This window comes from Mesorhizobium sp. M8A.F.Ca.ET.165.01.1.1, from assembly GCF_004792065.1.
GTDB lineage: Bacteria > Pseudomonadota > Alphaproteobacteria > Rhizobiales > Rhizobiaceae > Mesorhizobium.
In genome coordinates this window covers 199,555-223,309 of sequence record NZ_SRTH01000006.1, presented here as the reverse complement: position 1 = coordinate 223,309, position 23,755 = coordinate 199,555, and the positions used below count along the sequence as shown (strand labels likewise).

Here is a 23,755-nt window from a genome sequence, read left to right as displayed (position 1 = left end):
ACCAATCGGAGTGCCTATGACTTCCCTGCCCATCCTTGGCGCGGCCATGACCCTGGACGACCTTGAGATCCACCGCGACTGGCTTTTCGAAAAGCAGCGTGACCTCGAATTGCAAAGCTTCGCCGAGGCCAGCGTTCTCAACGGCGACTGGGCACCGCTCGCCTCCCGCGCCAGAAAGCTTCTCGACGGCCACAAGGGGCGGCTCGGGATTCACGGACCTTTCTGGGGCTTCACCATCGCCTCGCAGGACCCCGATATTCGCGGTGTCGTCGGCAAACGCCTGCTGCAAGGTCTCGATGTCTGCGCCGCCGTCGGCGCGACGCACATGGTCGTCCATAGCCCCTACACGACCTGGTCCTACAACAACCTCGACAACAATCCCGGCGAGCGCGAAAAAATCACCGAGTACTGTCACCTGACACTGCGCGACGCCGTCAAGCGGGCCGAAGACATCGGCTGCACCATGGTGCTCGAAAACATTGAGGACAAGGATCCGCACATCCGCGTGGCCTTGGCCGACAGCTTCAAGTCGCCCGCGGTCGCGGTCTCCATCGACACCGGCCATGCCTACTATGCCCATGGCTCGACCGGCGCTCCGCCGGTCGACTACTTTGTGCACGCCGCCGGCAACCGCCTGCAGCATGTCCATCTGCAGGATGCCGACGGCTACGCCGATCGTCATTGGAGCCTCGGCGAAGGCACGATCCAATGGCGTTCTGTCTTTGCCGCGCTCGCCAGGCTCGAAAGCAATCCGCGCCTCATCATCGAGATCAGGGACAAGTCCCGGATACCGGCTTCGGCGGCCTATATCGCCTCGCTCGGCATCGCCGAATAAGGCCCGAGCTCGGCGCGCCGCGCTACCGGTAGAGATCCGCCCGCGTCGGCGGCAAGCCACTTGGACCCCGCGCGCGCTTTGTGGCGACGGTCTGGAATATCTGAGCCGAGGCGCGTTCGAAGGTGATGGAGCAACCGCTCAGGTAAAGCAGCCACAGCCGCGCCTTGGCTTCGCCGACCTCGGCGATCGCCTCGCCGAACCGCGCCTGCAGACGCTCGGCCCACAGCCTGCAGGTGCGGGCATAGTGCTCGCGCAAATTCTCGACATCGTAGACGAGGAAGCCGTGTGCTTCGAGATTGCCGAGCGTCATGCCGATCGTGTCCAGCTCGCCACCCGGGAAGATGTATTTGATCAGTGCCTTGTATTCCGGCCCCTTGCGCAGGGTCTTCTTGATGTCGCCCTTGCTGCGCCTTGTGATGGCGTGATGCAGATAGATGCCGCCCGGCTTCAGCAGCCGGTGGACGGCGGAGAAGTAGGCCGCATGGTTTGCCAGGCCTAGATGTTCGAACATACCGATGGACGATATCTTGTCGAAGGTGCCGGTCAGCTCCGCGTAGGACTTTATCTCGATGGTGATCTTGTCCTCCAGACCCTCGGCGCGAATGCGCTCGCGGGCTAGCGAGGTCTGGGCTTGCGACAGCGAGACGCCGTGTCCGACGACACCATAATTTTTCGCGGCGTGGATCAGCATCGCGCCCCAGCCGCAGCCGATATCGAGCAATCTTTCACCGGGTTTCAGCCGAAGCTTGCGGCAGATATGGTCGAGCTTGTCGACCTGCGCCTCGTCGATGCCGTTTGCGAAATCCTGGAAATACCCGCAGCTATAGACCATGCGCTCGTCGAGAAAGAGCCCATAGAAGGCATTCGAGATATCATAGTGATGCTGGATCGCCTCCTTGCTGGAGCCGCTGACGAACGGGTTGCGACCGGCGAGATCTACCCGCGACGTCATCTGCTTTCTCGAAAACAACACCGCCGGCAAGTCACGCAGAAGCGCCCGTTTCGGCAAAGTCTTCAGCTTCGGACGCAGCTTGCCCGTCGAAGGCAGGGCATAGAAATCGAACAGCGATCCGTCTTCGATGTCGACTGCCTTGGAAATCCACATCTCGATAAGGGTCGACAGGGACGGTCGGCGAACGATCTGCCAGACAATGTCGTGGTCGTTGATGATCAGCACGGGGCCGGTGGCGGGGCCGATCCGCTCACCTGTCCACAGCCTGACCGCGAAGCTGGGTTTCACCGCCTCGACTACCGTTCTAACGATGCGCGCCGCTCTTTCGGTGGCGTCCATGTCCTTCCCCCCGCGGTCGATGGCTCAATCTTGTCCGTTTAAGACCTGGATCGCAAGCCGGAGCATGCGGCGCCACCTTCCGGCAAGGACGCCTTTTTCAGCAGGGCACTTGTCATTTGCTGCAACGCACCCCATCATGAAGGTGTGTTCAACGAACTGAAAGGAGGTGATCCGATGTCGAGTGATTTCGTTTTCCAGAACGTGGCCTCAGCGGATTGCACTTTCGGGAAGCAGTCTTCCCGTTAAGGCGCGAGATGCGCGGCGGGTGACGTGAACGTCACCGCCATTGAGCCGCGCCATGGACGGAAACACGGAAGGCCGCCGGCTTCGAAAGAAGCGGCGGCCTTTTCCTTTTCGCGGATTATTGGGTCAGTATGACCTTTTCGGTGTTGCGGATGATTGCCTGAAAGGCATCGTCCAATTCACTTCCGGTGGACACCTCGAAATAATGTTTCTCGGTGGCGGAGGAGTCTTTCGACGAACAATCCTTTAGCACCGCCTTTGCCTGGTCCCGCTCGGTTGCCGACATGTCCTTATCGTTCAGGTCGAAGCCGATGGTGAAAATCTCGATGCCGTCATTTTTCATGTTGCCGCACAGCGTTTCAGCATTGCCGCGCGCAAGGTTACCCTGGCCGTTGTAGCTCCCGGCGGCACCCGCGAAGGCCGTATTGAACTGGCCATCGGTCATCAGGATTGCGACCTTGGCAATCTTCTTTCCATTGGCATTCGAAGCGCCGTTGCCGAGGCCGGCATTCTTGATCGCGCTGCGCCATTGCGGCGACAGCATATAATAGGTCCACTGAATGGCGATTGCGCCGGCTGTATAACCACCGGCCCGGAAGTCGTCGATCGAATCGAGCAATGCATCGGAATCCGCGGTCAGCGGGATCACTTGCGCGTCAGGACACCTGTTCATTCCTTCGCCGCCGAGATGATCATCCCGATTGACCAGGGCATAATATTTCTTGCCGTTCCTGTCTGTGCGAACAGTGTCTGGGCCGTCGGCGCTCAAATCCGCGTCGCCGTTTTTGTTCTTGCGCTCCGTAGCGCAATTATCCGGGCGCGGCATGGCCGCACCAACAATGGAGATGTAGTCGCTGAAGGACGGCAGCAGATTTTTGCCCGTCTTGGCAACCAGAAGCGAACTGCCGGCGACGGGTGGCAGTTCAGAACTCCCTTGCTTTTCGGCATAGACGTTCTCCGCCAGTTTGCCGGCGTTCACGCCAGATGCATAAGGCACAATCGCGACACGAACGCGGGGGTTCTTCGAGTCCTGGTTCTCGAGCATCGTCTGGACGGCATTTCGCGCAGCTGCTTTCAGGTCGCCGATCTTGTTGACGTTGCCCCGTTTGGCCATCGATCCCGTTATGTCGAGCATCATGGCCACCTCTATCTGCTTGTCGGAATAGAGCGCTGTGGTGGAAGCGCCGACGCGCTGCATGGCACCGGTGCTGAACAACGGGAAATAGAGGTCGACATCGACGTGGGCATCCGCCTGGACCGTATTGGCGGTCCTGTCGACGATCAGCTTGTCGAGCACGATCTGGCCGGCGTGCAGCATGCCCGCCGTGCTGTTGGCTTCCAGAAAAGCCTGCACGGATTTGTTGGCGTCGGCTTCCTTGATGGCACCGGTGGTCAGGTCACGCGCCGTCGATGTTACAGCCGCATCGACCACGCCCTGCAGGCTCGATTTGGCATTGTAGAGCTGGGTCACATTGACCGAAAAGCCCGCGACCAGCGCCAAGACCGAGGCGGCAAAGCCGAACAGGACCGCGAAATTTCCACCGCGATCCCTGGCCAACTCGCCGACCGCGTGAACAAGACCCCCGTAATTCCGCATCCAACAGCCTCCGCTTGCCTCGGCCTCGTCGCCGCGGACAGGGCAATGCAGGATTCCAGCCGGATGACGCGGCGATCGGACCGCAGACCAGGAGTTCGCCAGCAGAACATTGTTTTTGTTGGATTTTCACAGCGCAGGAAGGTGAATGACCGGTAAACGTCGGACTGTATTCGCGCGCGCGTTTACCGGACGCTTACCATGCGAGACCAAAGACCTCGTGGGGTGTGCGGCGACGTCTTGTTGCGGAACAGCGTCTCTGTGCCGCAACGGGTCAACTGTACCAGGACAGCTGTGTTGAGATTCAGGTGAGGCAATTGCAGGCCGCCTCATCCGAATATCGACATGCCTAGGCCAGCATCTGTGCGCTGGCCGTCCTGTCGATACCGTGGTGGGGTGGATTGAACAGCCTGCCTTCCTGCTCGTAGGTCCATACCTTGAACAAGGTAAGCCGGTGCGGGCCGAAACTGTGCAGCAAGGGAACGTCGGTGGCATCGCGGCCGCGCGCGATGACGACGCGACCAATTCTGGGCCGGTTATGGCGCGGATCGAACGTGTACCACTTGCCGTCGAGGAATGCTTCCATCCAGGCTGAGAAATCCATCGGCGCCGGATCGGCCGGCACGCCGATGTCGCCGAGATAGCCGTTCACGTAGCGCGCCGGAATGTTCATGCAACGGCAAAGCGTGATCGCCAGATGGGCGAAGTCGCGGCACACTCCGACACGTTCCTCGTGCGCCTGCGCGGCGGTGCGAGTCGAACGCGCATAGCCGTAGCCGAAAGACAGCCGGTTGTGGACATAATCGACGATTGCCTGTACCCGCGCCCAGCCGGAGGGAAGATGGCCGAAAAGCTGCCAGGCGAGATTGCTCAAATGATCTGTCTCGCAATAGCGGCTGCCGAGGAGATAGCCGAGCACCTCGTCGGGCAATTCGGCGACCGGCATTTCCCTGGCCAGCGTATTGATCTCGTCCGTCTCGCCGCTGTCCTCGATCACCGCGTCGTAGAGGATGCGAAAGCCGCCGGCGGGGGCAGTGAAGCGGCGGCAGGCATTGCCGTGCAGGTCATGGTAGAGCCGAGTCGGCACCGAAGGCGACGTCAGCACCCGCGTCTGCCGCTTGATATCGGCCTGCCTGTCCCGGTGAATCTCGAGCAGCGAAATCACCGGCGTCGGCTCTGTGCATTCAATGGCGATTTCGTAGCCGAGCCGTATCAGCATCGCGTCCCCCTTCGATGGTCATGGAGATAGTGTGGCTGAAACGCGGTTGGGGGATGGTGGTTCCCTGGACCGTCCGAAAAGGCGTTCTCGCGCCTTTCCATGCCGGCGCCTGGAAGATACGGTTGCGCTCTTCCCCAAGGCACACCCCGCAATCCAAGGAAAATCATGTACCCAGGCAAGAAATTCGCCGCCTTTCTCTTTGACATGGACGGCACGCTCATCAATTCCATCGCCTCGGCGGAGCGGGTATGGAGTGATTGGGCACGACGTCACGGCCTCGACGTCGCCGCCTTCCTGCCGACCATCCATGGCGTGCGGGCGATCGAGACCATCACCGCCCTGGCGCTCCCGGGCGTCGATCCGACGCACGAAGCCGACCTGCTCCTGAAGGCGGAAGCGGCCGATCTGGATGGCATTCTCCAGATCGCCGGCGCCGTTGCGTTCCTCAATTCGCTGCCACCGGAGCGCTGGGCGATCGTAACCTCGGCGCCACGCTCGCTGGCGCTTGCACGCATGAAGGTCGCCGGCATTCCTGTCCCAGCGGTCCTCGTCGCCGCGGAGGATGTTTCCCGCGGCAAGCCGGCGCCCGATTGCTTCCAGCTCGGCGCGAGACGGCTTGGCTTCGACGCGCGCGATTGTCTGGTGTTCGAGGATGCGCCGGCCGGCATTGCGGCGGCCGAGGCGGCGGGCGCTTCGGTCATGGTGATCAACGCCACGCACCAGCACGCGCTGCAGACCCCGCATGCCGCGATATCGGCCTATGACATGGTCGGCCTCACGGTCGACGAGCAAGGCTGGCTGGCGCTCGAGCCCCAGCGCAGTGCCGCTTAGTCTGGGCGCACCAGCTATGGCGAGATACGCCGGCCGGCCTCAGCTGAATATCGACACACTCTAAAAGTCGCTGGTCAGGCCTTTGATCTCCCAGTCGCCATAGCGGCCGGGCTCCTTGCCGCCACGGCCACCGATCTCTTTCGGCAGGGCGGCTTCCTGCGCGAGATAGTCGGTGCGTCGTGCGTCGGCTTCCGCCAGCGCCCGGCGGGCGGCTGGCGTCAAATCTTTCAGCGGCGCATTGCCATCGCCGGCGTGCGTTTTACTGGTTTCGTCGTTCATGCGATATTTCCCGCGGATTGAAACAGGAACAGGCGTTTCCCATCATATAGCGATGACCTCGCAAGGATCGACCCTTTTTCACCACCATCGCGACAGGAGCAGACGATGAACACCATTCGCACCGCCATGCTTCTCGCCGCCATGACGGCGCTGTTCATGGGCGTCGGCTTTTTGATCGGCGGCTCGGGCGGCATGATGGTCGCGCTGGTGGTCGCCGCCGGTACCAATCTGTTCAGCTATTGGAACGCCGACAAGATGGTGCTGTCGATGAACCGCGCCGTCGAGGTCGACGAGAAGAACGCGCCGGAATATTACGCCATCGTCCAGGCACTGGCCAAGCAGGCCGGGCTGCCGATGCCGAAAACCTATCTGATCGACAATCCGCAGCCGAATGCCTTTGCCACCGGCCGCAACCCGCAGAACGCGGCGGTGGCCGCCTCGACGGGCCTGTTGCAGCGGCTGACCCACGAAGAGGTCGCCGCCGTGATGGCGCATGAGCTCGCCCACGTCCAGCACCGCGACACGCTGACCATGACCATCGTCGCCACCTTTGCCGGTGCCATCTCGATGCTTGGCAATTTCGCCTTTTTCCTCGGCGGCAACCGCGAAAACAATCCGTTCGGCTTTGTCGGCGTGCTGGCGGCGATGATCGTGGCGCCCTTCGCGGCCATGATCGTGCAGATGGCGGTCAGCCGCACCCGCGAATATGAGGCCGACCGGCGCGGCGCCGAAATCTGTGGACACCCGCTGTGGCTGGCCTCCGCGCTTGACAAGATCGCCCGCGGGGCCGAACGCATTCCCAACCCCGACGCCGAGCGCAATCCGGCAATGGCGCATCTCTTCATCATCAACCCCCTGCATGGCGAGCGCATGGACAGTCTGTTCTCCACCCATCCGAGCACCGACAACCGCATCGCCGCGCTGCAGGCGATGGCGCGCGAAATGGGCGATGGCGCTACGCGGGCCACGCAGCGCCAGACACAGACGCCGCCGCGGGCGGACGAGCCGCAGGCGGCCGGACCGTGGGGCAAGCCGGCCGAACCGGAACAACAGGCCGAACCGGCCAGCCCGAAATCCAATCCGTGGGGCCGTAACCCGACCGGACCCAAGGGCCGGTGGTCGTGAGCGTGGCGGGCAGAGCACCTCGACGCACGGTTTCAGGCGATCAGGAACACAATGCCGGCGGCGAGTTCGTTGCCGGCCTTGCCGCGCGCAAGGCGGCGGCGCGGCTGCTGGCCGCCGTCATCGACGCCCGCACGCCGCTTGATGGCCTGACCGACCACGAGAACGGCCATCCGCAATACAAGGCGCTCGATTTGCGCGACCGTGGCCTGGTGCGCGCCATACTGGTCACCGCGCTGCGTTACCGCATGACCATATCGGGATTGCTGGCGCGGCGCCTGGAAAAGCCGCTGCCGCCCAACGCGACCGCCTTGTCGCACATACTGCATGTGGCGGCGGCCCAGATCCTGTTCCTCGACATTCCCGACAGCGCGGCCGTCGACCTCGCCGTGACGCACGCCAAGTCCGACCCCCGCACGCAGCGTTTTTCCGGCCTGGTCAACGGCGTGCTGCGCACGCTCGCGCGCGCCAAGGAGGCCGAACTTCCGGCAGTGCTTGCCGCCACCGACGAAGCGCCGAAATGGTTTTCCGACCGGCTGAAGGCGGCCTACGGCGCCGAGAAGGCTGGGCAGATCCTGGCCGCCCATCGCCACGAGGCGCCGGTCGACTTCTCGGTCAAGGCCGATGCCGAACTCTGGGCCGAAAAGCTCGGCGGCATAGTCCTGCCAACCGGCACGGTGCGCGTGGAGAAGCTTGCCGGCCCTGTCACCGAACTGCCTGGCTTCGCCGAAGGCGCCTGGTGGGTCCAGGATGCGGCCGCCAGCTTGCCGGCAAGACTGTTCGGCGATGTCGGCGGATTGCGCATCGCCGATCTCTGCGCCGCGCCCGGCGGCAAGACAGCTCAGCTGATCCTGGCCGGCGCCAGGGTCACCGCCGTCGATACCTCGAAGAACCGGCTTGCGCGGCTGGAGCAGAACCTCGACCGCCTCGGACTGTCCGCCGAAATCGTCCAGGCCGACCTGCTCAAATACGAGCCGGCGGCGTTGTTCGACGCCGTGCTCCTCGACGCACCATGTTCCTCGACCGGCACGGTGCGGCGGCATCCCGACGTGCCGTGGACCAAGACGGCGGCGGACGTCGAAAAACTCGCCGACCTGCAGCGCAGGCTGCTCGCCCGCGCCGTCACGCTGGTCAGGCCCGGCGGCCGGATCGTCTTTTCCAATTGTTCGCTCGACCCGCTCGAAGGTGAAGAACTGCATCGTTCCTTCCTCAAGGACGCGGCTACGGTCATTGACGATCCGCTGCATCAGGGCGAGATCGCCGGCATCGATTCGTTCCTGACGCAGCAAGGCACGCTGCGCACCACGCCCGCCGATCTCGACCTCGGCGCGCCGGAGCGCTCCGGTCTGGACGGCTTCTTCGCCGCGCGTATGCGCCGCGCCGGCTAAGCGTGTAACCGCCCGGATTTGTTGACTTTTTTAGGGCAAGTCAGGGTTAAGACCGGGTTAACTGGACCCGTTGCCAGGAATTCGCCTTCGCACGCTACGTTCAATCATGTAAACTTGTGCCGGGGTAGAGGACGACCAGGAGGGCTTTTGGCACTTGCTGCCGGCAACACGACGCGTCTGTGGACGCTGGTCGCGAAGGAGTTCTGGCGCAAGACGCGCCGGCGCCTGCGTGCCGGGCCGGTTTATCGCTGGCGCTATTCCGGCCGCACGCCCGAACGCGTCCTGATCGCGCCGCCTGACCTGCGCCTCGCCGATCCGCAGATCGCACTTGAGATCTATTACGGCCGCTATCCCCTGTCTGGCCATCTGGTCGAGACCGGCGGCAAATCCCCTTTCCAGATCAATGTCGCCAATCACGGTTGGCAGAAGACCCTGCATGGCTTTCGCTGGCTGCGCCACATGCGCGCCGCCGGCACGGAGCTGGCCGCGGCAAACGCCCGCGCGCTCGTTTCCGACTGGATCACCATGCATGGCAGCCATATTTCGGGCATTGCCTGGGAGCCAGGCACGACGGCCAAACGCATCATCGCCTGGCTGCAGCATTCTTCCGTCGTGCTGCAGGGCGCCGAATTTCCCTTCTACCGGGCCTTCCTGAAATCGCTGGCGATGCAGATCCGCTATCTCAAGTCCATGGCGCGCGAAATGCCCGACGGCAAGGACCGGCTACGCGCTCGCATCGCGCTGGCATTCGCCGCACTGTCCCTGCCGGCGCCGGCCTCGGCGCTGCGCAGCGCCACCCGCAACCTCGCCGAAGAACTCAATCGCCAGATTCTTGCCGACGGCGGCCATGTCTCGCGCAATCCGATGGTGGTGCTGGAAATCCTCGCCGACCTTCTGCCGCTGCGGCAGACCTATGCCAACCAGGCCGAAGCGCCGCCGCAGGCGCTGATCGGCGCCATCGACCGCATGCTGCCGGCGCTGCGCTTCTTCCGCCATCAGGATGGCAGCCTCGCCCGCTTCAACGGCATGGGCGCCACCATCCATGACCGCATCGCCACCATCCTGCGCCACGACGACACCGCCGGCTCGCCGCTGCTGCATGCGCCGCATTCGGGCTATGAGCGGCTGGCGATCGGTGGCACCACGGTCATCGCCGATACCGGCCTGCCGCCGCCGGTCGACGTGTCCAATGCAGCCCATGCCGGCTGCCTCGCCTTCGAACTGTCGTCCGGGCGCCAGCATTACATCGTCAATGCCGGCATCGACACCTACGGCGCCGCCGAGTTCCGACCGCTGGCCCGTGCCACCGCCGCGCATTCGACAGCCACCATCAACGACACGTCTTCGGCGCGTTTCACCCATGCGCTGCGGGTCAACGACCAGTTGGGTTCGCCGTTGATCGGCGGCCCGCAGCAAGTGCAGTGCAAACGCATCGACCAGAAGGGCGTCCACGGCTTCATCGCCCGTCATGATGGCTATCTCCAGCGTTTCGGCTTCCTGCATGAGCGTGAACTGAAACTCTCCTCGGACGGCAATGTGCTGGTGGGCCGGGACCGGTTCCATCGGCCCGGCAACGCCGCGGTCCGCAACAACGGCCGCGATTTCATCACCGTTCGTTTTCACATCCATCCGGACATCAATCTGCTGCAGGACGAACAGGAGCGGCTGATCCTGACCGCCGATCAGGCTGACACCTGGGTGTTCACCTCCAGCGAAGTGATGCCCGAGGTGGAGGAATCGATCTATTTCGCCGGTCTGGGCGGTCCACGCCGCAGCCGCCAGATCGTGCTCGCTTTCAGGGCGTCCGAAATTGCCGAAGTCCATTGGCAGCTGACGCGGACAAAGATCGCCGGTTATCCCGAAAACAACTGAGCTTGCGGCGGCAATGGCATGCCGTGAAAAAGCGAACGCTTGATTTCCGGGCCTCATGTGCTACGGCGCGGGCTTGCTCCTCCAGACTTGAAAGGCCGCCAGCCCATGGCCGTTCCTGCCAAGAACATTCCCGCCCCCGACCTCGTTCCGGTCCGCCGCGCGCTGCTGTCTGTCTTCGACAAGACCGGCATGCTTGACTTTGCCAGGGCGCTGGCCGCGGCCGGCGTCGAGCTGGTCTCCACTGGCGGCACGGCAAAAGCGATCGCCGAGGCCGGCATGGTGGTACGCGACGTCTCCGAGCTCACCGGCTTTCCCGAGATCATGGACGGCCGCGTCAAGACGCTGCACCCGTCGGTGCACGGCGCGCTGCTAGGCGTGCGCGATGATCCCGAGCATGCATTGGCGATGCGCAAATATGGCATCGAGCCGATCGATCTCGTCGTCTCCAATCTTTATCCCTTCGAGGAAGTCCGCCGCTCCGGCGCCGACTACGCGGCGATCGTCGAGAATATCGACATTGGCGGCCCGGCGATGATCCGCGCCTCGGCCAAGAACCACGCTTACGTCGCCATCGTCACCGATCCCGGCGACTACGCCGCGGTGCTCAACGCGCTGGAGATGAACATCGGCTCGCTGTCGCTGGATTTCCGCAAGAAGCTGGCGGCCAAGGCCTTCGCCCGCACCGCCACCTATGACGCGGCAATCTCGGGCTGGTTCGCCGAGGCCCTGGAGATCGAGCATCCGACCTGGCGCGCCTTCGGCGGCAGGCTGGCCGAAGTCATGCGCTATGGCGAGAACCCGCATCAGGGCGCCGGCTTCTATGTCAATGGCGACAAGCGGCCGGGCGTCGCCACGGCGCGGCAGCTGCAAGGCAAGCAGCTATCCTACAACAACATCAACGACACCGACGCCGCCTTCGAACTGGCCGGCGAGTTCGACCCCAACCGCTCGGCCGCCGTCGCCATCATCAAGCACGCCAATCCCTGCGGCGTGGCCGAGGGTACGTCGCTGAAGGCGGCCTACGCCAAGGCGCTCGCCTGCGACCCGGTCTCGGCCTTCGGCGGCATCGTCGCCTTGAACCGCACCCTCGACGCCGAGGCGGCGCAGGAAATCGTGAAAACCTTCACCGAGGTGATCATCGCGCCCGACGCCACCGACGAGGCCGCGGCAATCATCGCCGCCAAGAAGAATTTGCGCCTGCTGGTCACCGGCGGCCTGCCCGATCCGCGTACAGCAGGCACGACGGTCAAGTCCGTCGCCGGCGGCCTGCTCGTCCAGGGCCGAGACAACGCCGTGGTCGACGACCTCGAACTGAGGGTGGTGACGAAGCGCGCGCCGACGCCGGCGGAAATGGCCGACCTCAAATTCGCCTTCCGCGTCGCCAAGCACGTCAAGTCGAACGCCATCGTCTATGCCAGGGACGGCGCCACTGTCGGCATCGGCGCCGGCCAGATGAGCCGCGTCGATTCCTCACGCATCGCCGCCCGCAAGGCGCTCGACGCGGCGGAGGCCGCCGGGGTGACTGAGCCGCTGACCAGGGGCTCGGTGGTCGCTTCGGACGCCTTCTTCCCCTTCGCCGACGGCCTGCTGTCGGCCATCGAGGCCGGTGCCACGGCCGTGATCCAGCCGGGCGGTTCGATGCGCGACGACGACGTCATCGCTGCCGCGGATGAACATGGCATCGCCATGGTGTTCACAGGCGTGCGGCATTTCCGGCATTGAGCACCCCCATCCTTCTCCCCTTGTGGGAGAAGGAAGTGGCGCTGCTACTCAACCGGCCGATCCGCCGGATATGGCGTTCCAACCAGGATCGCCATGCCGATGCCGAGGAACAGGATGATCGCGGCCATGCCGAGCCGTGGCGAATCGCTGAGCGCGGTGATGGTCGCCACCATGAACGGCGCCAGGAAGCTGGTGGCCCGCCCGGCCAGCGCGTAGATGCCGAAATAGCGCCCGGATTCGGCCGCGGTGACGCTGCGCGCCATGTAGGAGCGCGACGAGGCCTGCACCGGACCGAAGGCGAGGCCGATCAGCAAGCCGTACAGGATGTAGGCCTTTTCCGCGGCGGTGCCGAACAGCCCGCCTGAATCGGCGGTCGACAGCGGTATAAGGCCGAGCAGTGTGAAGCCCGGTCCGGTCGAGACGACGCCGACGGTGGCGACCGAAAGCATGACCAGCGCAACCATCACGACGTGCTTCGAGCCGAGCGCGGTATCGAGCCGCGCCGCGATCCAGCAGCCGAAGATGGCGACGACGTTGAGGATGATGCCGAACAGGCCGATCTCGGTGATCGACCAGTGGAACATGCCGGCCGCGAACGTGCCGCCCAGCGCCAGCAGCGCGTTGACGCCGTCCTGATAGATCATCCGCGCCGCGAGGAAGCGCAGGATGCCGCTGCGGTTGCGCACTTCGGCGAGTGTCGACTTGAGTTCCGACAGGCCCTCGCGCACCGCCGGCCCGATCGGGATGCCCTTGACGGCGTCGGGCGTGAAGAAAAACATCGGCAGGATGAACAGGAAATACCAGCCGGCCGACATCGGTCCGGTGAAGCGCGCGTCCTCGCCAAGCTTCGGATCGAGCCCGAACAGCGGGTCGATGCCGATAAGCGTCTTGCCGGTCTCCAGATTGCCTGCCAGGAACAGGACGACGAAGATCAGCGCGATCATACCGCCGAGATAGCCAAGTCCCCAGGCCATGTTGGAGATCCTGCCGATCTCGGCCTTCGGCACCAGGCGCGGCATCATGGAATCGTTGAACACGGTCGAGAACTCGGCCGCCACCGAAGCCAGCGAGAACAACAGCACGACCAGGAACAGGTTCGAACCGGGCGCGGCGAACCACAGCAGGGTGAGGCTGACGATCTTGATCGTCGCGAAGAAGGCGATCCACGGCTTGCGCGGCCCGGTCTGGTCGGCGATCGAACCGAGGATGGGCGACAGGATCGCGATGACCAGCCCCGCCGCGGCGATACCATAACCCCAGGCCGCCTGTCCGGCGGTCGGGTCGCTCGCCATGCGCGAGACGAAATACGGTCCGAAAATGAAGGTGGTGACGACGGTGAAGAACGGCTGCGCCGCCCAGTCGAAGAACATCCACCCCCAGATGCCGCGCCCCGACGCCCGCTGCACTGTCTCTACCGCCGCCATGCTGATTCCCCCGGCCCGCCCGCGTCGGGCGTCATGTCTGCATGTTTTTCATGGGCATGCAAACTGGCAAATGTTCGTGCCGCCCCTCACCTGCCAGCCGGCATCCTCTCCCCGTATAGAGACGGGGAGAGGGGCGCCGTCACTGCGGATTTCGCCAATCACCAGCGTCCCAAAAGAAGGCGCCGAGGCCGCGGCCAGCCCTTTCTCCCCGTCACTATGCGGGGAGAAATGCCCGGCAGGGCAATGAGGGGCGGCGCCGGCGTTTCGGAGATGCTCACATCCCCGTCAAATCGCTCATCAGTCCCGACGCGACCGACAGCCGCGACACGGTGATGTCGCCGCCTTCGGTCAGCGCCTGCAGCCGCTCGCGGATGCGCGCCACCCGCTCGCCGCCCGCTTCCAGCCAGGCCGCCACCGGATCGGCCGCCTTGGCATGGCCGGTGAGCGCGGCCACCGCGATGCCGCGCCGCGCCGCGCCGATCGTGTCGGTGGCGCGGGACAGAGCGAGTTGATCATAATAGTCCGATGGCGTGATCGAGCGCGCCGCATCCTCGACGCGTGGGATGCGGAAGGCATCGCTGACGGCGAAGAACGCCTTGGCGGCCGCGACGATATCGGCACCGGCGGTGCGCGTTGTCAGCGCGATGTCGGGAATGAGCTCCGCCGCCTCGCTCATCGCCAGCTGCTCGGCGAGCTTTTCCGGAGCGCCCGCCTTGAACAGCCCGTGCCGCTTCTCCTCGATCCGCTCGCGCGAAAAAGCCGGCAGCAGCGATACCAGTTTGGGCTCCAGCGCCTTGCGTGCATCCTGCAGTTCGGCGATGCGTTGGCCAAGCGATGCCGTGCCGGCATCGTTTTTCAGATACCAGCCGCTGCTCATATAGATAAGCCGGCTCACCATCTGGTAGAGATCGAGCTGCACCTGGCCGTCGATCTGGTTATCGAGCGCGTCGATCTCGCGATAGAGCGCCGGCAGCGCAAAGCCGTCGCGCACCAAGGCGAAGGTGCGCACCACGTCGGCGGCGGTGCGCCCCGTCGCTTCCTGCAGCCGGTTGACGAAGGATGGGCCGCCGCGATTGACCAGATCGTTGGCGACGACTCGGGCGATGATCTCGCGGCGCAGCCGATGGCCATGAATCTCGGAAGCGTATTTCTTCGCCATCCGGTCCGGGAAATAGCCCATCAGGTCGCGGTCGAAATGGGCATCATCCGGCACGTCGCTGGCGACGATGTCGGAAAACAGCACGATCTTGGCATAGGCGAGCAGCACGCCGAGTTCGGCCCGGGTCAGCGGCTCGCCGCGCGCCTCGCGCTCGGCAAGGGCCGCCGGCGACGGCAGCGTCTCGACCACGCGATCGAGCAGGCCACGCGCCTCGAGCGCGGTCATGAAGCGGCTTTGATGCGCGATGTCGGCGAGGCCGCGCTTGCGGGCGATCGAAAGCGCCAGCGTCTGCTGGTAGTTGTTGGACAGCACCAGGCCGCCGACCTCGTCGGTCATCTCGGCCAACAGCTTGTTGCGCGCCGGGCGCGTCAGCGATCCCTTGCGCATGGCCGACGCCAGCGCGATCTTGATGTTGACCTCGACGTCGGAGCAGTTGACGCCGCCCGAATTGTCGATAGCGTCGGAATTGCAGCGGCCGCCATTCATGCCGAACTCGATGCGTGCCCGCTGGGTGACGCCGAGATTGGCACCCTCGCCGATCACCTTGGCGCGGACGTCGAGCGCCGTGATGCGGATGGCATCGTTGGCGCGGTCGCCGACCTCGGCATTGGTTTCGGTCGATGCCCTGAGATAGGTGCCGATGCCGCCGAACCACAGGAGATCGACGGGCGCCTTGAGGATGGCGGTCATGATCTCGACCGGCGTGGCGGTCGTCTTGGCGAGGCCGATCGCGGTCGCCGCGGCAGCCGGCAAGGTGATCGACTTCTGGCTGCGCGAGACGATGACGCCGCCTTCCGACAGCTTGGTCTTGTCATAGTCCTGCCAGCTCGAACGCGGCAACGCGAACATGCGTTCGCGCTCGGCCATCGAGGCAGCCATGTCAGGATCGGGATCGATGAAGATGTCGCGATGGTCGAAGGCTGCGATCAGCCGCGTCTTCGGCGACAACAGCATGCCGTTGCCGAACACGTCGCCCGACATGTCGCCGACACCGACGACGGTGAAAGGCGAGGTCTGGATGTCGCGGTTCATCTCGCGGAAGTGCCGCTTGACCGCTTCCCAGGCGCCCTTGGCGGTGATGCCCATCTTCTTGTGGTCGTAGCCGGCCGAACCGCCGCTCGCGAAGGCATCATCGAGCCAGAAGCCATGCTTTTCCGAGATGGCGTTGGCGGTGTCGGAGAAGGTTGCCGTACCCTTGTCGGCGGCGACGACGAAATAGGGATCGTCCTGGTCGCGGCGCACGACACCGGCTGGCGGAATGACACCGTCCAGCCCGATATTGTCGGTGATCGACAAAAGGCTGGAGACGAAGTTCTTGTAGGCGGAGGTGCCGGCCTCGAAGATGGCGTCGCGTCCGGCGCTCATCGGCAGTTTCTTGGGATAGAAGCCGCCCTTGGCGCCGACCGGCACGATGACGGCGTTCTTGACCTGCTGCGCCTTGACCAGGCCGAGCACTTCGGTGCGGTAGTCCTGGGCGCGGTCCGACCAGCGCAGGCCGCCGCGCGCGACCGGGCCGAAGCGCAGATGCAGGCCTTCGACCTCGGAGCCGTAGACGAAGATTTCCCGCCATGGCCGCGGCGCCGGCAATCCCTCGACCGCCTGCGACTCGAGCTTGATCGCCAGCGACTGGCCTTTCTCTTTCGTATCGGCAACGAAATGATTGGTGCGCAGCGAGGCTTCGATCAGGTTCAGGTAGCGCCGGATGATGGTGTCGTCGTCGATGTTGGGGACATCCTCCAGCGCATCCTTGATCTTGGCCTTGAGATGCTTGGCCGCCACCACGCCTTCCGTTTCCGCCGTCGGGCCGAGGCGGGCGATGAATAGGTCATGCAGGCCGCGCGCGATTTCGGGATAGCGGTTGAGGGCGGCGGCGATGAAATCCTGGCTCTGCGGAATGCCGACCTGCTGCAAATAGCGGCCATAGGCCCGCAGGATGGTAATCTCGCCCGACCACAGGCCGGCGGTTTGCGCAAGGCCATTATAGCCGTCATTGTCGACGTCGCCGCGCCACACCGACAGGAACGCGTCCTCGAACAGCGCGCCGCCATCGGCGAGGTCTATTCGCGCGCCGTAGCTGTTCTCCAGCTCCATGTCGTGGATGAAGACCATCCCGGAGGCTTCGTCGCCGACTGCGAAAGTCCGCTCGCTGATGACGCGGAAACCGATGTTCTCCAGCACCGGAACGCGCCGCGACAACGCCACCGGACTGCCATGGTGATAGATTTTCAGCGCCGCCTGCTGCGGCTTCTGCCCGGTATGGCGGTAATAGTCGATGGCGATCGGATTGCTGGCGCTGATCTTGGCGATGCGCCCGGCATCGGCCAGCGCTACCGCCGCGCTGAACGAATCCCGGTAGCTTTCCGGCAGCCGCGCGGCGATGGCCTTCAACGCCGGATCGCTGCCGTCGGCTTCCGCGGCATCGGCAAGCGCATCTTCCCAGGTGCGCACGATGTCGCGTATCGCCGCTTCGATCGTCGCCTGCTCGACCTTCGGCGTCTTGCCGCCGGAGCGGCCGATGATGAAGTGCACACGCGCCAGCCCACCTTCCGGGAAGGCCGGGTAATAGGCCGACAGCCGGCCCTCGAACACGGTTTTCAGATAGGCGCCGATCTTCTCGCGCACGACGCTGTCGTAACGGTCGCGCGGCACGAAGACGAGGATCGATACGAAACGGTCGAACTGGTCGGCACGCACCAGCGCCCGCACGCGTGGCCGCTCGATCAGGCCGAGAATGGCAGCGGCATGCTTGCGCAGGATCGGCACCGGCACCTGGAACAGCTCGTCGCGCGGATAGCTTTCCAGCACGTTGATCAGCGCCTTGCCGGAGTGATCGTGCCGGTCGAAGCCCGACTTGGCGATGATGGTTTCGGCCTTGGACCTGAGATACGGGATCTTCATCACCGAGCGCGTGTAGGCGGTCGAGGTGAACAGGCCGACGATGCGCAGTTCGCCCGCCAAGGTGCCCTTGGCGGTGTAGGTCTTGACGCCGATATAGTCGAGATAGATGCGCCGGTGCACCAAGGACTTGGCATTGGCCTTGGTGACGATCAGCGGCTCCGGTCCGTGCAGGAAAGCACGGATTTCAGGCGTCGTCGTCACCGCCTCGGTGCCGCGCCTCAGCACCAGCACGTCCGGGTCGGTCAGGATGCCGAGGCCGGGTTTTTCGGAGCGCTCCAGATTGCCGCTTTCCTCGCCGCCGGTGTACTTGAATTCACGCATGCCGAGGAAGGTGAAATTGTCGTCGCGCAGCCACTCCAGGAAGGCGATGGCCTCGGCGACGCTCTTCTTGTCGAGCGGCACCGCAGAATAGCGGAATTCGGAGATGGCCTGATCGAGCCGGGCGAGCATCGGCCGCCAGTCCTTGACCGCGGCGTGGACCTGGCCAAGCATCTTGCGCAACCGCTCGGTCAAGCCATTTGCCTGTGCTGACGTCAACCGGGGAATGTGCACATGGATCACGCTCAGCCGGTCGTGGCTGCCGTCGTCCTTGGCGAAATTGCCGTCGCCGAGGATTTCGTCGACTCCCGTTTTGCCATGGCGAACCGTGATCACCGGATGGGTGACCAGGGTCGGTCCCCCTGATGTCTCCGTGACTTCGCCGAGGATGGAATCGAACAGGAACGGCATGTTGTCGTTGACGACCGTGATGACCGTCACCGGGCGGCCTTCGCGAACGACGCCCGAATCGGCTTCGACGGCGACGACGCACTCACCCTTTTTGTGGCCGGCGACCGCCTTGCCGGCGAGATCGGCGGCGCGTTCGAGGTCGGCCACGTCATAGGCGGCGATATCCTCAGCCGGCGCGCGGGCGAGCAGATAGTCGGCAAGCCTGGCCGGTCTGTCCTCCGTCTTCGCCGCCGTTGCCTTCTTCTTCGACTTAGCTGCGGACTTCACGCTGGCCATGACGCTTCTTCCCTCCCGTCGCATGCTTTTGCGACTATGGTAGCAGATGACCGCTGTTTGGCGACAAAGGTTTGACGGCTTGCCAAGAATTATCGGAATTCGGCGGCAGGCCATCGCGTGACGAGGAGAAATGATCCATGACCGGCAAAATCACCGCGCTTGACCTGGCCCCGGCAGAGCCGAGCGAACCGACAAAAGCCTATTTCGCCAAATGCGAGGAGAAGCTCGGCCTCGTCCCCAACGTCCTCAGGGCCTATGCCTTCGACGACAAGAAGCTGCGCGCCTTCACCGACATGTACAATGATTTGATGCTGGGCGAATCCGGCCTGTCGAAGCTGGAACGCGAGATGATCGCGGTCGCCGTCTCCTCCATCAACCACTGCTACTATTGCCTGACCGCGCATGGCGCGGCGGTGCGCCAGCTCTCGGGCGACCCCTTGCTTGGCGAGATGATGGTGATGAATTTCCGCGCCGCCGACCTTTCGCCGAAGCAAACGGCGATGCTCGAATTCGCCGTCAAGCTGACCGAGGAACCGGCCAGGATCGTCGAGGCCGACCGTGCGGCGCTGCGCCAGGCAGGCTTCAGCGACCGCGACATCTGGGACATCGCCTCGACCGCGGCCTTCTTCAACATGTCGAACCGCGTCGCGGCGGCAATCGACATGCGGCCCAACGACGAATACCACGCCATGGCGCGATAGGGCCACGCGCGCTGCACCGTCAGTCCTGCTCTCATCAAGCGTTGACAGGCGAATGCAGCCAGTTAGTTTTCCGGGAAACAAAATTTCCGAGGGGTGAAACTTCGTGCCCGAGGCTAACGCTTCGAGAATAGGAGCCCTTATGCTTGAGCGAATTGCCCAACCCCGGATTTTTCTCTGCGCCCTGACCATGACACTGGCGCTCGCCACCCCACCCGCTCATGCCTTCGAGGCAGCGACCACCTATCAGCCCATTTTCGAGACCGCGGCAGCCAAGACAGTATCGTTGACCGGGCATGACCTGACTATCGATCAGGTCATCGACATCGCCCGCAACGGCGCCAAGGTCGAGCTTAGCCCGGAAGCGCTGCAGCGCTCGGCGGATGCCTATGGCCTGCTGCTCGAGGGTGCGGCCGAAGGTATCACGATCTACTGGTTCAACCGTGGCGCCGGCGATCAGCGCGAAACGGTGATCTTCTCCGGCGATCCGACGACGCCGGAAAACAGCAAGCTCCTCAAGGAGCAGCAGCTCGCCCGCTTCAAGGGCGGGGTCAACAGAGGCTACGGGCCGGAACTGCAGGAAGAAGCGCTGGTGCGCGCGATCATGGCGATCCGCGCCAACACCATGTCCTACGAAGCCGCCAGCCCGCAGCTGACGCATATGCTTGTCGACATGATGAACAAGCGGGTGACGCCGGTGGTGCAATCGCGCGGCACGCTCGGCGAAGGCGACCTCGCGACACTCGGCAATATCGGCGCGACGATGGTCGGCGAGGGCGAGGCCTATTTCAACGGCACACGCATGCCCGCCTCCCAGGCCCTCTCCCAGGCCGGCCTGAAGCCGCTCGAACCCTTCGCCGCCGACCAGGCCGCGCTGATCAGCACCAATGCCTATGCCCAGGCGCAAGCCGTGCTCTTGCTCGAGGACGCGCGAAAACTGCTGGAATGGACCGACCTCAGCTACGCCATGGGGCTCAACGGCATGAACTCCAGCGTGACGCCGATATCGGTGCCGGTGCAATCCATGCGGCCTTACCCGTGGCTGACATGGGACGCGGCGAGGATCATGGACATGATCAAGGGCAGCTATCTCTTCGACGAGGATCCGGCCCGCATCATCCAGGACCCGGAAAGCATGCGCGCCTCCAGCCAGCGCCAGGGCTCGGCCTGGCAGGCCTGGGCGGATCTGCGCCAATCCGTGCTGCTTTCGATCAATTCGTCGGATCACAATCCGGCCATCCTGCCGGGCCTGACGCCGCAGAGCTCGCCGGAGCTGAGCACGCCGCAATTCATGAAATATTACATCAAGGGCGGGCCGCTGAGTAACGGCAAGTCCGGCTATATCTTCTCCAACGCCAACTGGGATCCCTATCCCATGGCCAATCAGGTCGAGGCTTTCACCATCTCGCTGACCAATCTTGGCGTCGCGGTGGCGCAGCGCATCGAGCGCTTCCGCAACCCCTTCTTCACCGTGGTCAAGCCGGCCGATGTGCTGAAGCCCGAAGAGCGCAAGGACATCCCGACCTTCGACGGCTATCTGCCGACCGATCTCTGGCAGGAGCTGGCCGACCTCGGCACCCCGGTGACGCCGAATGGCCAAGCGATCGTCGCCACCGTCGAGGACCTGGAAGCGCAAACCCGCATCAAGACGCAACGCGCCCGCGAGGCGATCGACGTGTCGTTCCACCTGCTGGCGCAGGACCTGTTGACGGCAAGCTATTGGATGGAAATCCGCAAGGCGCAGAACCCGCAGCGGAAATTCGGCGCAGCGCCAACCGCGGCACTCGAGGCGCTGCGCCAGGTAATCCCCTGGCATCAGGCGGCATCGGAACGGCAAAAGCGGCCGCTCGGCATGGTCGCCTACGATTTCATGCAGGAGAACCCGGCTTCGAAATTCTATTCCGGCGGGCCGCTGGCCCCGAAGAGTGCTTCACTTCCGACGGCCGGCGTTCTGCCCAACTGATGAGCTTGCCGCAAGGCGGTATTCCAGGAGCCGGCGCGCCACCCTTCAGAATGGCAGGAGGGCGCAAGGCGATCACCTCGCGGCAGCACGAATATTAGCGGTTGCGTATTTTCGTTGCCCACTCGTCATTTTGGTCCGATGATCGGCATGCGGCATGACCGCATGCCGGTTCGATGCCGCTCATCAAGGGAGGAGAACATGGCGAAGTTTCTCTACGTCTATCACGGCTCCGGCAAGATGCCGACGAGCGACTCCGAGCGAAAGGCGATGACCGACGCCTGGACAGACTGGTTCGGAAAACTCGGCTCGGCCGTGGTCGAGCGCGGCAATCCTGTCGGCATGTCGAAGACGGTGCTGCCCGGCGGCAAGGTCGAAAACAATGGCGGCAGCAACCCGACCGGCGGCTACTCGATCATCGAGGCCAGGGATATCGACGAAGCCGCCGAGAAGGCCAAGGGCTGCCCGATGCTGGCCATGCCAAACTGCAACGTCGAGATCGCACCCATCATCAACATGATGGGCTGACGGGTCGCCTCAAGAGCGCGCCGCGATGGCCGCCGCGGCACCGGCCATCGTCGTGGCGCTGACGCGGTTGGCGATCTTCATGGCGCGCTTGCTCCTGAGCAGTTTGCGTGCCTGCGAGGCGGCGAGCACCCAGGCGAGATCGATGGCGATCAGCACCACCGCCATGGTCGCCGTCAGTTCGACCCAGCCGACGAGACTGACCGAAGCGAGGTCGATGATGGTCGGCAACAGCGCCAGGTAGAACATCATGATCTTGGGATTGCCGAGCGTGACAGCCATGCCGGCGAAGAAAAGCTTCGCCGGCGAGTCTTCACGCGGCATCTCGCCCTCCTTGGCGTCGACGGGCGCCGTCCACATCTTCCAGGCGAGGTAGGCCAGATAGGCGACGCCAGCCCATTTCACCGCGACGAAAGCGAGATGGAAGGTCTGCGCCACCACGGCGAGCCCGAACACCGCCAGCGAAAGCCAGATGCCTTCGCCGATCCACATGGCAAGCAGGAACGGGAACACGTCGCGAAAGCCCTTCGAAATGACGCGCGCGACAAGTGCCGCGATCGACGGACCGGGCGAACCGGCGGCCACGAACAAGGCGGCGGCGAAGATCAGCAGCGAGGTGAGGTGCATGGCGAGGGTCTCTGTCTGGCAACCTTTGAAACCTGACACTAGCGCAAGCCATCGAGCTGCGGTAGCGCCGACAAAATGACGCTTGTCCGCGCGGCGTCACGCCGCTAGAAGGGCCGCCGCGAAACAATTTCGAGCTTCACTTTGCCTCAGTAACCGCCGGTCTCGTCAACTCCCCCGACACACCTGCATGGCGCCGCATCAGCAGTGCCTGTTTCATTTTTCATGTGTTCCTCTGGGCGGCGGTTCGAGACCGGTTTGGTACTGCTGAACCGCTGTCGCGCGCTTTTCGCCCAGCGACACCCGACTTCACGATCTCCGCAGCCACCCGCCACGCCGCGCCCGCACGGGCATCTCGACATCGCCGACCGGATGAACTTCCCGACGGGAAGGATTTACCGGCATGTCTTCTATCCTGCGCATCCACTGGACGATCGCGCCTAAAATCGCACCGCGCCCATTGATCAACTGCAATCGCTGCGGCGGCGTGAAAGCCTATCGCTGCAGCGGGAAATTCCGCGTCAACGCCAATGGCAAGCGCATCGACGTCTGGCTGATCTATCGTTGCGTCGACTGTGACAATTCCTGGAATTTAGGCATTTTCGAACGCTGCAACCGCCGTGACATCGGGCCGGCGCTTCTCGCGGCGCTCGAGAGCAACGATCCGGAGCTGGCACGTCGCCATGCCTTCGACATCGTCGCCCTGCGCAACCAGGTTGGGCGCGTCGAGGAATTCCCTGATGCCGCCGTGCGCAAACAGGTGATCGGCGGGATGAAGCAGGGCGCGACGGCGCTGGAACTCCGGCTGGGTTTGGAAGTGCCGATATCGCTGAGGCTCGACCGCTTGCTGGCCAGCGAATTCGGCATCTCGCGATCGCGGCTCCAGGCGCTGAAGGAGCGACGGCTGCTGGTCGTTGATTCCGAGGGGAGCAAAGCCCTTCGCAAGCCAGCCCGCGAGGGGACGACAATCCGCGTCAATCTTGCCAGCGAACCAGATCGGCAGGCCATCATCCTGGCCGCTGGGGGATGAAAAAGGGGCGAGGCATCGATGTGCCTCGCCCCTTCC

General features: G+C 64.0%; 17 protein-coding genes. 10 read left to right on the top strand and 7 right to left on the bottom strand.

Going from position 1 to position 23,755, the window contains the following annotated elements:
* Nucleotides 1-16: 16 nt before the first annotated feature.
* A complete protein-coding gene (locus EN808_RS19000) occupies nt 17-835 on the top strand; it encodes a sugar phosphate isomerase/epimerase family protein (RefSeq protein WP_135916625.1) in 819 nt (272 codons plus the stop codon).
* A gap of 22 nt (nt 836-857) precedes the next feature.
* On the opposite strand, the gene EN808_RS18995 is transcribed toward EN808_RS19000, so the two are convergent.
* The 3 genes from EN808_RS18995 to EN808_RS18985 all read right to left on the bottom strand — a co-directional run bounded on the left by EN808_RS18995 (nt 858) and on the right by EN808_RS18985 (nt 5,182).
* Complete coding sequence (locus EN808_RS18995) at nt 858-2,126, bottom strand: cyclopropane-fatty-acyl-phospholipid synthase family protein (RefSeq protein ID WP_135863311.1); 1,269 nt, start codon at nt 2,124-2,126, stop codon at nt 858-860.
* 361 nt (nt 2,127-2,487) lie between these two features.
* The gene (locus EN808_RS18990) at nt 2,488-3,966 is read right to left on the bottom strand and encodes a pilus assembly protein (protein WP_135883266.1); all 1,479 of its coding nucleotides are present in this window, start codon (nt 3,964-3,966) and stop codon (nt 2,488-2,490) included.
* Between the two features lie 346 nt (nt 3,967-4,312).
* The gene (locus tag EN808_RS18985; RefSeq protein ID WP_127277740.1) at nt 4,313-5,182 is read right to left on the bottom strand and encodes a transglutaminase family protein; all 870 of its coding nucleotides are present in this window, start codon (nt 5,180-5,182) and stop codon (nt 4,313-4,315) included.
* A 165-nt stretch (nt 5,183-5,347) separates the two neighbouring features.
* On the opposite strand from EN808_RS18985, the gene EN808_RS18980 reads away from it, so the two are divergent.
* Nucleotides 5,348-6,013 carry an HAD-IA family hydrolase gene (locus EN808_RS18980; protein ID WP_127277741.1) on the top strand — a complete coding sequence of 222 codons (666 nt, stop codon included), beginning with the start codon at nt 5,348-5,350 and terminating at the stop codon, nt 6,011-6,013.
* A gap of 60 nt (nt 6,014-6,073) precedes the next feature.
* On the opposite strand, the gene EN808_RS18975 is transcribed toward EN808_RS18980, so the two are convergent.
* Nucleotides 6,074-6,292 (bottom strand): DUF1674 domain-containing protein, encoded by a 219-nt coding sequence (locus tag EN808_RS18975; RefSeq protein WP_135883265.1) that lies wholly within the window; start codon nt 6,290-6,292, stop codon nt 6,074-6,076.
* 105 nt (nt 6,293-6,397) lie between these two features.
* Here EN808_RS18975 and htpX point away from each other — a divergent pair, with 105 nt between their 5' ends.
* From htpX to purH, 4 genes are all read left to right on the top strand, one after another.
* The gene (gene htpX, locus EN808_RS18970; protein ID WP_135916624.1) at nt 6,398-7,417 is read left to right on the top strand and encodes a zinc metalloprotease HtpX; all 1,020 of its coding nucleotides are present in this window, start codon (nt 6,398-6,400) and stop codon (nt 7,415-7,417) included.
* Nucleotides 7,414-8,802: an RsmB/NOP family class I SAM-dependent RNA methyltransferase gene (locus EN808_RS18965; RefSeq protein ID WP_189522216.1), complete on the top strand. Its 1,389-nt coding sequence runs from the start codon at nt 7,414-7,416 to the stop codon at nt 8,800-8,802. The genes htpX and EN808_RS18965 overlap by 4 nt, the downstream gene beginning before the upstream one ends.
* Nucleotides 8,803-8,949: 147 nt before the next feature.
* Nucleotides 8,950-10,674, top strand: a complete 1,725-nt coding sequence (locus EN808_RS18960) for a heparinase II/III family protein (protein ID WP_135916622.1) — start codon at nt 8,950-8,952, stop codon at nt 10,672-10,674.
* A 105-nt stretch (nt 10,675-10,779) separates the two neighbouring features.
* Nucleotides 10,780-12,396, top strand: coding sequence for a bifunctional phosphoribosylaminoimidazolecarboxamide formyltransferase/IMP cyclohydrolase (purH, locus tag EN808_RS18955; RefSeq protein ID WP_135916621.1), 1,617 nt, complete (start codon nt 10,780-10,782; stop codon nt 12,394-12,396).
* Between the two features lie 44 nt (nt 12,397-12,440).
* Here purH and EN808_RS18950 read toward each other — a convergent pair whose 3' ends face one another.
* Nucleotides 12,441-13,820, bottom strand: coding sequence for an MFS transporter (locus tag EN808_RS18950; RefSeq protein WP_135916620.1), 1,380 nt, complete (start codon nt 13,818-13,820; stop codon nt 12,441-12,443).
* Nucleotides 13,821-14,094: 274 nt separating this feature from the next.
* Nucleotides 14,095-18,882 (bottom strand): NAD-glutamate dehydrogenase, encoded by a 4,788-nt coding sequence (locus EN808_RS18940; RefSeq protein WP_135916619.1) that lies wholly within the window; start codon nt 18,880-18,882, stop codon nt 14,095-14,097.
* A gap of 137 nt (nt 18,883-19,019) precedes the next feature.
* Between EN808_RS18940 and EN808_RS18935 the strand changes: the two genes are divergently transcribed.
* The 3 genes from EN808_RS18935 (at nt 19,020) to EN808_RS18925 (ending at nt 22,068) form a co-directional block, all read left to right on the top strand.
* Nucleotides 19,020-19,583, top strand: coding sequence for a peroxidase-related enzyme (locus tag EN808_RS18935; protein WP_135916618.1), 564 nt, complete (start codon nt 19,020-19,022; stop codon nt 19,581-19,583).
* A gap of 139 nt (nt 19,584-19,722) precedes the next feature.
* Complete coding sequence (locus tag EN808_RS18930; protein ID WP_135916617.1) at nt 19,723-21,543, top strand: aromatic amino acid ammonia-lyase; 1,821 nt, start codon at nt 19,723-19,725, stop codon at nt 21,541-21,543.
* A 198-nt stretch (nt 21,544-21,741) separates the two neighbouring features.
* Nucleotides 21,742-22,068, top strand: a complete 327-nt coding sequence (locus EN808_RS18925) for a YciI family protein (RefSeq protein ID WP_127278718.1) — start codon at nt 21,742-21,744, stop codon at nt 22,066-22,068.
* A 9-nt stretch (nt 22,069-22,077) separates the two neighbouring features.
* On the opposite strand, the gene EN808_RS18920 is transcribed toward EN808_RS18925, so the two are convergent.
* Nucleotides 22,078-22,692 (bottom strand): LysE family translocator, encoded by a 615-nt coding sequence (locus EN808_RS18920; protein ID WP_127278719.1) that lies wholly within the window; start codon nt 22,690-22,692, stop codon nt 22,078-22,080.
* A gap of 400 nt (nt 22,693-23,092) precedes the next feature.
* Between EN808_RS18920 and EN808_RS18915 the strand changes: the two genes are divergently transcribed.
* Complete coding sequence (locus EN808_RS18915; protein ID WP_135916616.1) at nt 23,093-23,719, top strand: DUF1062 domain-containing protein; 627 nt, start codon at nt 23,093-23,095, stop codon at nt 23,717-23,719.
* The last annotated feature ends 36 nt before the right edge of the window (nt 23,720-23,755 follow it).